11 protein-coding genes are annotated in these 13,066 nt (G+C 77.0%); 9 read left to right on the top strand and 2 right to left on the bottom strand.

From position 1 onward, the window contains the following. Window positions 1-92: 92 nt before the first annotated feature. The 7 genes from Cph01nite_RS00820 (at window position 93) to Cph01nite_RS00790 (ending at window position 6,623) form a co-directional block, all read left to right on the top strand. Window positions 93-1,166 (top strand): putative F420-0 ABC transporter substrate-binding protein, encoded by a 1,074-nt coding sequence (locus tag Cph01nite_RS00820; protein WP_203670452.1) that lies wholly within the window; start codon window positions 93-95, stop codon window positions 1,164-1,166. 6 nt (window positions 1,167-1,172) lie between these two features. Further along, window positions 1,173-2,273: a putative F420-0 ABC transporter permease subunit gene (locus Cph01nite_RS00815; protein ID WP_203670451.1), complete on the top strand. Its 1,101-nt coding sequence runs from the start codon at window positions 1,173-1,175 to the stop codon at window positions 2,271-2,273. After that, window positions 2,264-3,064 carry a putative F420-0 ABC transporter ATP-binding protein gene (locus Cph01nite_RS00810; protein ID WP_203670450.1) on the top strand — a complete coding sequence of 267 codons (801 nt, stop codon included), beginning with the start codon at window positions 2,264-2,266 and terminating at the stop codon, window positions 3,062-3,064. Before Cph01nite_RS00815 ends, Cph01nite_RS00810 begins: the two co-directional genes overlap by 10 nt. Further along, window positions 3,061-4,044 carry a 2-phospho-L-lactate transferase gene (cofD, locus tag Cph01nite_RS00805; protein WP_203670449.1) on the top strand — a complete coding sequence of 328 codons (984 nt, stop codon included), beginning with the start codon at window positions 3,061-3,063 and terminating at the stop codon, window positions 4,042-4,044. Before Cph01nite_RS00810 ends, cofD begins: the two co-directional genes overlap by 4 nt. Beyond that, window positions 4,041-4,772: a 2-phospho-L-lactate guanylyltransferase gene (gene cofC, locus Cph01nite_RS00800; RefSeq protein WP_239068941.1), complete on the top strand. Its 732-nt coding sequence runs from the start codon at window positions 4,041-4,043 to the stop codon at window positions 4,770-4,772. The genes cofD and cofC overlap by 4 nt, the downstream gene beginning before the upstream one ends. A 106-nt stretch (window positions 4,773-4,878) precedes the next feature. Continuing rightward, entirely contained in the window at window positions 4,879-5,994 is a 1,116-nt protein-coding gene (locus Cph01nite_RS00795) for an ice-binding family protein (RefSeq protein WP_203670448.1), read from the top strand. A gap of 176 nt (window positions 5,995-6,170) precedes the next feature. Then, window positions 6,171-6,623: a class F sortase gene (locus Cph01nite_RS00790; protein WP_203670447.1), complete on the top strand. Its 453-nt coding sequence runs from the start codon at window positions 6,171-6,173 to the stop codon at window positions 6,621-6,623. Between the two features lie 82 nt (window positions 6,624-6,705). Here the strand turns inward: Cph01nite_RS00790 and Cph01nite_RS00785 are convergent, their stop codons facing one another. Together Cph01nite_RS00785 and Cph01nite_RS00780 are read right to left on the bottom strand one after the other, a co-directional pair. Further along, on the bottom strand, window positions 6,706-7,002 hold the full coding sequence (locus tag Cph01nite_RS00785) for a WXG100 family type VII secretion target (protein WP_203670446.1): 297 nt from the start codon (window positions 7,000-7,002) through the stop codon (window positions 6,706-6,708). Between the two features lie 121 nt (window positions 7,003-7,123). Continuing rightward, entirely contained in the window at window positions 7,124-11,533 is a 4,410-nt protein-coding gene (locus Cph01nite_RS00780; protein WP_239068940.1) for a type VII secretion EssC family protein, read from the bottom strand. A 145-nt stretch (window positions 11,534-11,678) separates the two neighbouring features. On the opposite strand from Cph01nite_RS00780, the gene Cph01nite_RS00775 reads away from it, so the two are divergent. Together Cph01nite_RS00775 and Cph01nite_RS00770 are read left to right on the top strand one after the other, a co-directional pair. Then, the gene (locus Cph01nite_RS00775) at window positions 11,679-12,407 is read left to right on the top strand and encodes a class I SAM-dependent methyltransferase (protein WP_203670444.1); all 729 of its coding nucleotides are present in this window, start codon (window positions 11,679-11,681) and stop codon (window positions 12,405-12,407) included. Window positions 12,408-12,456: 49 nt separating this feature from the next. Further along, a complete protein-coding gene (locus tag Cph01nite_RS00770; RefSeq protein WP_203670443.1) occupies window positions 12,457-13,032 on the top strand; it encodes an HhH-GPD-type base excision DNA repair protein in 576 nt (191 codons plus the stop codon). Window positions 13,033-13,066 lie beyond the last annotated feature (34 nt).

The following is a 13,066-nucleotide window of genomic DNA, read 5'->3' as shown; positions in this document are numbered from 1 at the left end:
TGGTCTGGGACGGTCCTCCGCGGCGCGACGTGCGCCCGTCCCCATTCCTCCCGCGCCCGACGGCGTGCGCGGCAGCGACCCCCGGAGAGACCATGCCCCGCGCCCGCCGTCACCCCGCCGCCTCCGTCGCCGCCCGGCCGCGACCCGCCCGACGCACGATGCCGCTCGCGGCCGCCGCGGCCGGAGCCCTGCTGCTGACGGCGTGCGCGTCGGGTGCACCCGGCGTCGCCACGACGAGCGCCCCGGCCGCGACGCCCGAGGGCTACGAGCAGGTCACCCTCGACAACTGCGGCACCGAGGTCACGTTCGACGCGCCGCCGCAGCGCGTGGTCACCATCAAGTCCTCCACGACCGAGATGCTGCTGGCGCTCGGCCTGGCCGACAGGCTCGTCGGCACCGCCTTCGCCGACGGTCCGGTGCCCGAGCGGTGGGCGGACGACGTCGCCGACGTCCCCGTGCTGTCGGACAAGGTGCCCGGCCAGGAGGCGCTGCTCGAGGTCGAGCCCGACCTCGTGTACGCCGGGTGGGAGTCCAACCTCAGCGCCGACGGCGCCGGCGAGCGGGCGTCGCTGGCGACGCTCGGCATCGCGACGTACGTCTCGCCCGCCGCCTGCAAGGCGCCGGGGTACCAGCCGGACCCCCTGACGTTCGACGAGGTCCTCGAGGAGATCCGCGAGGTCGGGGAGGTCTTCGGCGTCCCGGAGGCCGCCGCCGACGTCGTCGCGGAGCAGCAGGCGACGCTGGACGCGATCGAGCCCGTCGACGGGCAGACGGCGGTGTGGTGGTCCTCCGGGACGGACACGCCGTACGTCGGCGCCGGGATCGGGGCGCCCCAGATGCTGCTCGAGGCAGCCGGGCTGCGCAACGTCTTCGCGGACGTGCACGACACCTGGACGTCGGTCGGCTGGGAGCAGGTGGTCGCCGCCGACCCCGACGTGATCGTCCTCGTCGACGCCGCGTGGAACCCGGCGCAGAAGAAGATGGAGTTCCTCGCCGCGCACCCGGCCGCGTCCCAGCTCGCAGCGGTCCGCGAGCAGCGCTACGTCGTCGTGCCGTTCGCCGCGACGGAGGCCGGCGTCCGCAACGCGCAGGCCGCGTCCGACGTGGCGGACGCCGTCCGCGCGCTCGACGCGGGGACCCCCGCCCCCGCGACCACCGAGGGCTGAGCCGCGATGCCGACCAGCGACGCGCCGCCGGCACCGGCCGCGGCGCCCGGCGTGCCGACGGCACCCGGCGCGGCGACCGGACCCCGGGCTCCCCTGCGCCCGCCGCTGGCGCTGCTGGTCGGGACCGGGGTCGCGGCGCTGGTCCTCACGCTGCTGGTGGCCGTGACGATCGGCCCCGCGGACCTCGCGGTCGGCGAGGTGGTCCGCTCGGTGCTCGCGCACCTGGGCCTGCGGGAGCCGGACGTGCCCCGCCTGCACGACGCGATCGTGTGGGACCTGCGGCTCCCCCGCGTCGTGACGGCCGCCGCGGTCGGTGCGGGTCTCGCCGTGGCGGGCGCCGTCATGCAGTCCTTGACGCGCAACCCCCTCGCGGACCCGTACCTGCTGGGCCTGTCGTCGGGTGCGTCGCTCGGTGCGGTCGCGGTGCTCGTCCTGGGCGTCGGGCTGCTGCTGCCCGTCGCGGCCTTCGCGGGCGCGCTGCTCGCCCTGGTCGCGACGCTCACCCTCGCCCGCACGGGCGGCACGCTGACCCCCACGCGTGCCGTGCTGGCCGGGCTCGCGGTCTCGCAGCTCGCGGCCGCCGCGACGTCGTTCGTCATCTTCTGGACGGCGACGGGCGACTCGTACCGGGAGATCCTGTCCTGGCTCATGGGTTCGCTGGCCGGCGCGACGTGGACCTCGGCGACGATCGCCGGGGTGGCCCTGGCCGTCGTCGGCACCGTGGTGCTGCTGGCCTCCGGGCGGCTCGACGCCTTCGCGTTCGGGGACACGGCCGCCGCGGCGCTCGGTGTGGACGTCGACCGCACCCGCTGGGCGATGATGACGCTCGTCGCCCTGCTCACCGGTGCGATGGTCGCGGTCTCCGGGGCGATCGGGTTCGTCGGGCTCGTGCTGCCCCACGCGGTGTCCGTGGTGACGGGGCCCGCGCACCGGCGCCTGCTGCCGGTCGCGGCGCTCGCCGGCGCCGTGCTGCTGGTGTGGGCGGACACCCTCGCCCGCACCGTGTTCGACCCGCGCGAGCTGCCCGTGGGGATCGTCACCGCGCTCATCGGGGTCCCCGTGTTCGCGGTGCTGCTGCGGCGGGGGCGGGGTGCCGCGTGGAGCTGAGCATCGCGGGTGCGGGCGCCCGGCTCGGGGGCCGGTGGGTCGTCGACGGCATCGACGCGACCCCGCCCCCCGGCGCCCTCACCGGCCTGCTGGGGCCCAACGGTGCCGGCAAGACCACGCTGCTGCGCCTCGTCGCCGGGATCCTGCAGCCAGGAGCCGGCGCCGTCCTCGTGAGCGACCCGGGCGCCGACGACGCCGCGCCCACCCTGCCGGTGCACACCCTGGCCCGCCGCGACCGGGCCCGCCACGTCGCCCTGCTCGAGCAGTCGTCCGACGCCGCGGTGCCGCTGAGCGTGCGCGAGGTGGTCGCGCTCGGCCGCATCCCGTACCGCACGCTGTGGGGCACGGACACGGGAGCGGGCGCCGTCGACCGCGCGCTGGTGGCCGCGTCCGCCGCGCACCTCGCAGACCGCCCGTGGTCGACCCTGTCCGGCGGGGAGCGCCAGCGCGTCCACATCGCGCGCGCCCTCGCCCAGGAGCCGTCCCTGCTGCTCCTCGACGAGCCCACGAACCACCTGGACGTCAGCGCGCAGCTCGCGCTCCTGGGGTTCGTCCGCGGGCTCGGGGTGACGACCGTGGCCGCGCTGCACGACCTCAACCTCGCGGCGGCGTACTGCGAGCACGTGCTGGTCCTGTCCGACGGTCGTCTGGCCACAGCCGGCCCACCCGCCGAGGTGCTGACCCCCGCGCTGGTCCGCGACGTGTACGGCGTGGACGCGCACGTCCTGAGCCACCCGGTGACCGGCCGTCCGGTCATCGCGTACAGCCCGCCCGGGACGGAGGACGCGTGAGGGTCACGGTGCTGTCCGGAGGCGTCGGCGGCGCGCGCTTCACACGCGGGCTGCTCGCGCTGCTGCGCGAGCGGCTGCCGGACGGCTCGGGCGGCACGACCGCGCAGGTCACGGTCGTGGCCAACACCGGCGACGACATGTGGCTGCACGGGGTCCGGGTGTGCCCCGACCTCGACACCCTGATGTACACGCTCGGCGGGTCCGTGCACGAGCAGCAGGGGTGGGGCCGGCGCGACGAGTCGACCCGGGTCGCGGACGACCTGGCCGCGTACGGGCTGGGCGGGGAGTGGTTCACGCTCGGCGACCTGGACCTGGCCACGCACCTGGCGCGGACCGCGCTGCTGCGCTCCGGGCTGCCGCTGTCCGAGGTGACGCAGCGGCTCTGCGCGCGCTGGTCACCCGGCGTCCGCCTGCTGCCGATGTCGGACGACGAGGTCGAGACCCACGTCGTCACCGACGGCGGCACGCTGCACTTCGAGGAGTGGTGGGTGCGGCACCGCGCCGCCGTCCCGGCGCGCGCGTTCGTGCAGGTCGGGGTGGCGGACGCGGCACCTGCACCGGGCGTCCTGGAGGCCCTCGCGTCAGCGGACGTCGTGGTCGTCCCGCCGTCGAACCCGGTCGTCTCGGTCGGGACGATCCTGGGGGTGCCCGGGATCCGCGAGGCGGTGCGCGCGACGCCCGCACCCGTCGTGGGGGTGAGCCCGGTGATCGCCGGCGCTCCCGTGCGCGGCATGGCGGACGCGTGCCTGACCGCGATCGGCGTGGCCACCGACGCCGCGGCCGTGGCCCGGCACCTGGGGCTGCGGGCCGACGGCGGGGTGCTCGACGCGTGGCTCGTCGACGACGCCGACGCGCACGCCGTCGCGCCGCTGCGGGCCGCCGGGTGGCGGGCCGCCGCCGCGCCCACGCTCATGACCGACGTGGCGGCGACCGCCCGCATGGCCGCGGCGGCGCTCGACCTCGTCGGCGTCGCGCCGTGAGCCGGTCGCGGCCGGCCCACGGCGCGGCCGCCCGCCGGTGGTGGGCCGTGGTCCCCGTGAAGGACGCGCGCGTCGGCAAGTCCCGCCTGACCGGCGCGTTCGACGACGACGCCCGTGCGCGCCTCGTCCGGTGGATGGCGACCGCGACCGTCAAGGCGCTGCTCGCGGCCGACCGCGTCGAGGCCGTCGTCCTGGTCACCCCGGACCCGGTCCTCGCCGCGCACCCGTGGGGAGCGTCGGTCACCGTGCTGGACGAGCCGACGGGCGCGGCGGGCGGGACCTCCTCGTCGCGACGCGGCCTGGACGCGGCGGTGCTCGCCGGCGCCGCGCACGTCCGCACGGCCGCGCCCCGCGCGCCCGTCGTCGTGGTGCTCGGGGACCTGCCGTCCCTCGTGGCGGCCGAGGTGGACGCCGTGCTGACCGCCGCGAGCCTGCGACCGCGCGCGCACGTGCCCGACGCCGCCGGGACCGGGACGACCCTGCTGACGGCCACGTGGCCCCACGAGCTGCGTCCGGCGTTCGGGCCGGGGTCCTCGGCCCGGCACGCGGCGGCGGGGCACCTGCGCCTCGACGTCCCGGCGACGTCCGGCGCGCGTCGGGACGTCGACGTCCCGGCCGACGTCCAAAAGCTGGCAGCGCTGCTGCCCGGCCCGTTGCTGGACGGCCCGTTGCTGGACGGCCCGTTGCTGCCCCGCCCGTTGCTGCCCGGCCGGCTGCGGAGCCCCTGAGGCGACCCTCCCGCCCGCCGGCCGGGGCTCCGGTGGACCACCAGGCGTACTGTCGCAGCAGGGGGCTCGCATCACGTCTGCCCTCCTGCCACCGGAGGGCGTCACCATGAAGGCCACGACCCGCGCACGGACCCACGCCCGCCCCCACACCGCAGCGGCCGCGACGATCGCCGTGGCGGCCGTGCTGGCCGCCGTCCTGGCGACGAGCGCGCAGGCGGCCCCGGTGCCGGTGCCGCTCGCGACGGCCGAGAGCTTCGCGATCCTCGCGGGCAGCGGCATCACCAACACCGGGCCGACGACCGTCAGCGGTGACATCGGCACGTCGCCCACGCCGAGCATCAGCGGGGCGGGCTCGATCACCCAGACGGGCTCGACTCATGCCGCGGACGGCGTCGCCGACCAGGCCAAGACAGACCTCGTGACCGCGTACGACCAGGCAGCGGGCCAGGGCCCGGTGCTCGCGGTGCCCGTCGAGCTCGGCGGCCTGACGCTCACGTCCGGTGTCTACTCCTCGGGCGGTGCGCTCGGACTCACGGGCGCCCTCACGCTCGACGGCGAGGGCGACCCGAACGCGGTGTTCGTCTTCCAGACCCCCTCCACGCTGATCACCGCGACCGACAGCACCGTCGTGCTCACCGGCGGGGCGCAGGCCTGCAACGTGTACTGGCAGGTGGGCAGCTCGGCGACCCTCGGGGTGCGGTCCGTGCTCCGCGGGACGGTCATGGCGCTGACGTCCATCACGCTCACCACCGGGGCGACCGTCGACGGCCGGGTCCTCGCCCGCAACGGCGCGGTCACGCTGGACTCGAACACCATCATCCGTCCGTTCTGCGCGCCCCCGACCCCCTCGCCCAGCGCGTCGGCCGGTGACGGGCCCACCACCAGCCCGGCACCGGACGCCAGCGCGGCACCGCCCGGGACCGGTGGCGGCACCGGGTCCGGCACCGGAACCGGTGGCGGTGCGGGCACCGGCGGTGCTGCGGGCGCCGACGTGGCGCGAGGGCCGGGTTCCGGCACCGGCGCGGCGCCGGGCACGGGCTCAGGTCCGGGCGGCGCCGCCCAGGTCCGGCAGGTCCCCGCGGGCGGCGTGGCCACGGGAGACGGCAGCACCTTGCGGGCGGCCCCCGCCGGCACCGTCCCTCTCGCACTCGCTCTGGTGGGCGGGGCGCTCGCGGTCGGCGTGGTCCGACGACGTGCGCGGCGCGCGACGCCGACGACGTGACAGGCCCGGGCGCGCGGCGGTGGCCGGGCGTGTCGCTGGGCGCAGGGCTGCTCGTCCTGGTGGTGGCGTCGTGCGCCGGGGCGCCGACCGCGTCCTCCGTGCCGTCCGCCGTCGATACCACCCACACCTCGGCCAGGGACCTGCCGTCGGCCGCCCTCGCACAGGGTCCCCTGCGGATGGCTGCGTCCGTCCCGGTGCGGGTGCAGATCCCGGCGATCGGTGTCGACGCGGAGCTGATGCGCCTGGGGTTGCAGGCGGACGGGACCATGGAGGTCCCGCCGGGTGGGTTCCCGGCCGGGTGGTTCGACGGGGCTCCCACGCCGGGCGAGCTGGGGCCGGCCGTGATCGCCGGGCACGTCGACTGGGCCGGACCGGGCGTGTTCGCCGAGCTCGCGCAGGTGTCCGCCGGCGACGAGATCCGCGTCGTGCGCACCGACGGCACCGCACCGGTGTTCGTGGTGACCGCCGTCGAGGAGCACCCGAAGGACCTGTTCCCGAGCGCCGCGGTCTACGGGGACATCGAGCACGCGGGTCTGCGGCTCATCACGTGCGGGGGCGAGTGGGACCCCGAGGTGCTGCACTACCGGGCGAACGTCGTGGTCTTCGCCGAGCTGGTGCGGCCGGGGTGAGCGACGTTCGCACCCACCCCGACCGACGTGACCCGCTCGGACCCGCGGGGGCCGACGACAAGGCCGCGACGGGTCGCCGTGCTCAGCGGCGCAGACCCGCCGCGAGCTGCGCGTCGGCGTCCTCCAGCGTGGCCGCTGCGGCGCGCAGGTACTCGCCGAGCGACGTCAGCGCCGAGACGGTGTCCGTCGCACCCTGCGTGAACTGACGGTACGACTCGCCGAACGCGACCGAGGCCTGGTCCGTCACGAAGCCCGACGAGACGAGGGACTCGATGAACGCCCGCAGCTCGCCCAGCCGGCCGGTGATCTCGTCCTGCCCCGCCGTCAGGCGCGTCGCGGCGTCCCGCATCTCCTGGTAGCTGACGTCGATGTTCGCCATCTGGCACTCCCCTGCTCGTGGCGACGGGGTCCGTCCCCGCCGCGGTGCGGTGCACCGGCGCCGACGCTAGCGAGTTTCGTCATGACTCGTCCCGGTTCGTCCACAGGCCCGTGGGGGCCGGTCAGTCGGCGACGGGTAGCTGCACCCGCCGCAGGCGGCCCTGCTCGACGAGCACGCCCCTGCCCGGCGGGAACTCGGCGCGGGACATGCGCGGGAACGTCGTGCGGAACAGCGCGTCACCGTCGAGGTGGTCGGGCTGCAGCACGAGCCCCCGCCGGCCGTTGCGCACCTCGGCGACGAGCGGCCACGACGACCCCCACGTGCTCGTCTCGGACTCGGCGAGGACGAAGTGGTCGTTGCGGCGCGCGGTGCGGACCGCCTCGGTGAGGGCCTGCTCGGCGGGGCCGCCGAGCAGGTCCGCGATCGCCTCGACGACGAGGACGACCGGCGCCCCGTCGGCCGGCGCGGAGGCGAGCTCGGGCAGCAGGTCGCGCGCGAGCGTCGCGATCTCCTCCGGCGTGCTCGCGGCGCCGGTCCAGGCGACGCGTTCGCGGACCGGTGAGCGACGCGACCCGACGTAGTACAGGCCGGCCGCGGGCAGCGCCCGCCGCAGGGAGGTGCCGAGCGCGACGAGCGCGGTGGTCCGACCCGATCCCGGCATCCCGGCCAGCAGGAAGGTGCCACGCGGGGCGAACCCGCACGGGGTGAGCGTGTCGTCCGCGACGCCGAGCACCGGCAGGCCGTCGACGGTGGCGGGCAGGCTCGACGCGGCCACGACGGTCGGCAGCCGTCGCACCGGCGGGGTCGGAGGGACCCCCGCGTCGCGCAGCCGCCGGGCGACCGCGGTGATCGCCAGCGCCTGCTCCGCCGGCGCCGTGCGGCCCCCGGGGACCGCGACCTGCAGCTCGTCGCCCTCCCCGGCGAAGACGCCGCGGCCGGCCGGCGAGGCCGGCCCCAGCACGTCCTTGGGCACGTCGAGCACGCCGTACGCGCTCTCGTCGGCCTGCCGCAGGACGAGCCGGCGCGCCACGCTCCCGGCGAGCGAGGTGGGCAGCGCACCGGGCCGCTCGGCGGACATCGCGACGTGCACGCCCAGCGGGCGCCCCTCCGCGACGAGCCGCTGCAGCACCGACCACGCGCCGGTGCGCCCCGCGTCGGCCTCGTGCGCCTCCCGGAACGCCGCCAGCCCGTCGAGCAGGAGCAGCAGCCGCGGCTCGTCCGGCCGCCCGGCGAGGGTCCGGTACTCGCTCAACGACCCGGCGCGTACCGCGGCGTACCGGGTCGCTCTGTCGTCGAGCGCGGCCCGCAGCATCCCCATCAGCCGCTGGAGGCGCTCGGTGTCGGACCCGTCGACGACCGAGCCCACGACGGGCAGCTCGTCGAGCATCGCCAGCCCGCCCGAGCCGAGGTCCAGGCCGTGGACGTGCACCGGCCCGCCGGCGCCGAGGGTCCCGAGGGCCGCGCTCACCGCGAGCGTGCGCAGCGTCGTGGACTTGCCGGAGCCGCTCGTCCCGAGGACCACGAGGGACCCCTCCGCGTCGGGGTCCCACGCCCACGGGTGCTGCTCCTGCCGCGCCGGCCGGTCGACGACGCCCAGCACCACCCCCGACCGGGTGGGGTCGACCACCTCCTCGAGGGCGTGCACGGCGGCGAGCTCGGGCAGCCAGGGCCGTCGCGGCGGGGGGATCGCCTCGGCACGGGCGGCGGCGCGCACGGTGCGCACGGTGCGCGCGAGGTCCGTCGGCCCCTCGTCGTCGTCGGTGCCCGGCACGTCGACGGGCGCCGGCAGGTCCCACGGCTCCCCCGGCCCGAACTCGAGGCTCTCGAGCGCGACGCCGGCGCGCGGCGGCGCCGTGCTCGAGCGGCCCCCGGCGTACCCCGCCTGGAACAGCGCGAGCCGGCCCGGTCCCGTGCGGACGGCGCCACGGCCCGGCACCGCGGGGTCGAAGCCGGCGGCCAGCGGCGTGCCGAGCACGTCGACCGAGTCCGCCTCGTCGGCCATCCGCAGCGCGACCCGCAGGTTGGTGTTGGCGCGCAGGTTGTCCTTGATGACGCCCGCGGGCCGCTGGGTCGCCAGCACCAGGTGCAGGCCGAGCGACCGGCCGCGCTGCGCGACGTCGACCACCCCGTCGACGAACTCCGGCACGTCGGCGGCCAGGGCCGCGAACTCGTCGACCACGATGACGAGCGACGGCGGGGTCTGCGGGTCCCCCGTGCGCTCGAGGGTGAGCAGGTCCTTGACGCCCTTGCGCTGCAGCAGGTGCTCACGGCGTCGCAGCTCGGCCCGCAGCGAGACCAGGGCACGCCGCACGAGGTGCGGCGACAGGTCGGTCACGAGCCCGACGGCGTGCGGCAGGTCCACGCAGTCGGCGAACGCCGCGCCGCCCTTGTAGTCCACGAACAGGAACGTCACCCGGTCCGGGCTGTGCGCGGTGGCCAGGCCCAGCACCCACGACTGCAGGAACTCGCTCTTGCCCGAGCCGGTCGTGCCCCCGACCAGCGCGTGCGGCCCCTGCGTGCGCAGGTCGAGCACGAACTGACCGGTCGAGCCCTGCCCGACGACCGCGCGCAGTCCCGCGTCCCCGCGGCGCCGCACGGGTGAGCCGGTGCGGGCGAGCACCGACCCGGTCTCGTGCCACCGCTCGACGACCGCCTCCGGGTCGTCGGCCACCTCCGGCCCGAGCAGGCTCAGCTGCCCGACGCTGCGCGGCAGGTCGGACTCGTCGACGACGGGTGTGCCGTCGTCGACCACGGCCGCCAGCCGCCGCGCGAGGTCGGTCGCCGCCGGTACCTCGAGCCGCTCGCACGCGACGTCGTCCCAGCGCCCGTCGCGCGTGCGCCCCAGGCGCACCCCGTGCTCGTCGGCCGCGAGGAAGGCGCGGCACGCGGCCGGCAGCGCCTCGACCTGCGCCGCGCACCACAGCACGTGCACACCGACGCCGGGACCGTCCTCCGCGAGCCGCACCAGGCGGCCGCGCTCGGCCTGCGCGTCGTCCTCGACGACCAGCAGCACGGCGGGCTCGGCCGCCTCCGCGTGCCGGCCGAGCGCCTGCCGCGCGGCGACGAGCTCCTCGAGCGCCGTGACCACCCCGGTGGCCGTCACGGGGTCGGCGGCGAGGTGGGGCCCCGGGAGCGGGCTGTGCGGGGAGGCGACGTGCGGCAGCCACTTGAGCCAGTCCCAGCGGTCGCGGCTCGACGACGACGCGACGCCCGTCACGACGAGCTCCGAGGGGGCGTGCAGGCAGACGAGCTGCGCGACGAGCGCGCGTGCGACGTCGTCGACGTGCGCACGCGGACCGGCCACACCCACGGCCCCGACGTCGCGCAGCCCGACCTCGGCGGGCACGCCCTCGAGGTCCGCGAACCGGTCCCGCAGGCTCTCGACCAGCGCCCAGTGCTCGGCACCTGCCCGTCCGCGCGCAGGCAGCCGCACGGTCGTGCGCGACGCGGACGTGCCCACGCCGACCCGCAGCGCGAGGAACGCCGGGGCCTGCGGGCGGCGCGACCACAGCACCGGACCGAGGTCGCGTGCGGCACGGACCGCCTGCGCGGTCGACGCCAGCTCGCCCAGCCGCACGCGCCGCTCCTCCTCGGCCCCCGCGGTGAGGTCCTGCTCGAGCGCGTCCAGCGACGCCCGGAAGGTCGCCGTCTCCTCCTTCAGCCGCCGTCGCTCCGAGAACCGCTTGTCGACCCAGCCCGCGACGAGCAGCAGCGGGCTCAGCGCGAGGAAGGCCAGCGTCGCCGGGCGGGGCATCACCGCGTACAGCACCGCCCCCATGACGACGGGGGCGGCGAGCGCGACCAGGGGGAAGCGGCCGGGCCGGGCGGGCTCGGGCGGCGCGGGTGCCTCGACGGTCCGCTCGGGGTGCACCGGCACGACGCGCGGCGACCGGTTGAACGCCACGACGGCGGCCCCGTCGCCTGAACCGTCCGCGGGTCGGACACGCGTGAGCGTGAGGATCGTGTCGCCGAGCACGACGTAGTCCCGCGGCCCGACGGCGGCGCGGTCGACCCGGCCCCAGCCGATGACCACCCCGTTGGACGACCCGGCGTCCACCACCTCGACGGCGTCGCCGACCACGATGCGCGCGTGCGTCGTGGAGACCAGCGGGTCGGTGAGCCGCACGTCGCAGTGGGGCCCGCGCCCGACGGTGGTCGTGCCCAGCGGCAGGTGCACCTCGAGCCCGGCCTGCGGGCCGCTGACGACGGTGAGGCGCGCGTGCGCGTCGTGCGGCGCGACACCGGTGCCGGCAGGTTCGTCGGCGGCGACCGTCAGGCCCACGGTGGACCCGGCACGCAGGCCGGCGTCGGCCAGTCCGGCACGACGCGGCAGGGTCCGCGGGGCCCCGCCGTCGGGCGGGGCGAGCGCCAGCGTGACGGGCCCGGGGACCGCGCGCCCGGCGACGGCCTCCGCCCGCACGAGCGCGTCGGCGACGTCCGCGACGGTCGCACCCGCGTCGGTGGTGACGACGACGTCCACCTCGACGACCCGGTCCGGTACCGGGCGGCGGTAGGTCAGGCGTGTCCGCACGTCGCTCCCCTGCTCGTCGCTCGGCGGTGCTCGCCGGAGCGGGCCGAGGGTAGCGAGTCCGGAGGCCCGGATGTCCGGTTCGTCCACAGCCGCTCGTGGCGTGCGGCTCTCGCGCCGGTGGGCGCCCGTGCGCGACGATGGCCGCATGACGGGCTCGACCGCCGACCTCGCCGCCTGGGACCGCTCCGCCGACGGCTACGTCGCGGTCGCCGGTGGACCCGACGACTCGTTCCGTCGGAGGTTCGAGCCGTTCCTCGGCCGCTGGGTCCCGCAGGGCAGCCGGAGCGTGCTGGACCTGGGGTGCGGCCACGGCTGGCTCACCGCCCTGCTCGCCGCGCGCGGCGCCTCGGTCGTCGGCGTGGACGGCAGCACCGCGCTCGTCGCCCGGGCCCGCCGCGACCACCCGACGCTGCGGTTCGAGGTGGGCGACCTGACCGCGGGCCTCCCCGACGGCCTGCCCGGCCCGTTCCACGCGGTCGTCAGCCACATGGTGCTCATGGACCTGCCGCAGCTCGACCGGCTGCTGGCCGACGTCGCCGCGCACCTCGCGGACGACGGGGTCCTCGTCGCGTCGATCCTGCACCCGGCGTTCTTCCACCAGCAGCCGGCCGACGACGGTGGGCGGCACCGGCGCGTCACGGGCTACCTCGCGCACGAGGAGTGGTGGATCGACACCTTCGGCGGTCACCGCCACTACCACCGGCCGCTGGCCTGGTACGTCGGGCGCCTGCGCGATGCCGGGCTCGCGGTCGTCGACCTGGACGAGCCGCCGTCCCTGCCGCACCACCGCGCGCCGCAGGACGCGTGGACCGACGACGAGCGCTGGTTCGCGACGATCCCCACGATGCTGGCGTTCGCCGCACGTCGGATCTGAGCGGGCGGCGCACCTGCTCGCGGGACGGGTGCTGCGTCAGAATGGGGTCATGACCGACCCGCTGTGGATGACCGGCGACGACGCCGCCGACCGCCTGCTCGACACCGACCCGTTCGCGCTCCTCGTCGGCATGCTCCTCGACCAGCAGGTGCCGATGGAGACCGCCTTCGCCGGGCCGGCGAAGATCGCGGACCGCATGGGCGGCTGGGACGTGCACCGCATCGCGGAGGCCGACCCCGAGGAGTTCTCCGCGCTGTGCGCGACGCCGCCGGCGGTGCACCGTTACCCGGGCTCGATGGCGGGGCGCATCCAGGCGGTCGCGCGGGCCGTCGTCGACGAGCACGACGGCGACGTGACCCGGATCTGGACGGACGGCGACCCCGACGGGCCGACCGTGCTGCGCCGGCTCAAGGCCCTGCCGGGCTTCGGTGACCAGAAGGCCCGGATCTTCCTCGCGCTGCTCGCCAAGCAGCGCGGCGTGCAGCCCGCCGGGTGGCGGGAGGCTGCCGGTGCGTACGGCGACGACGAGTTCCGCTCGATCGCCGACGTCCGCGACGCCGCGTCCCTCGGCAAGGTCCGCGAGACGAAGCGCGCCGCCAAGGCAGCGGCGAAGGCGGCTCGCTGACGCGCAGCCGCCTGACCACCGGCCGCGGGTCCAC

This window comes from Cellulomonas phragmiteti (assembly GCF_016862775.1).
GTDB classification, from domain to species: Bacteria; Actinomycetota; Actinomycetes; order Actinomycetales; family Cellulomonadaceae; genus Cellulomonas; species Cellulomonas phragmiteti.
Note: the sequence above shows the minus strand (reverse complement) of the source record. Positions and strands in the feature narration are given on the sequence as shown.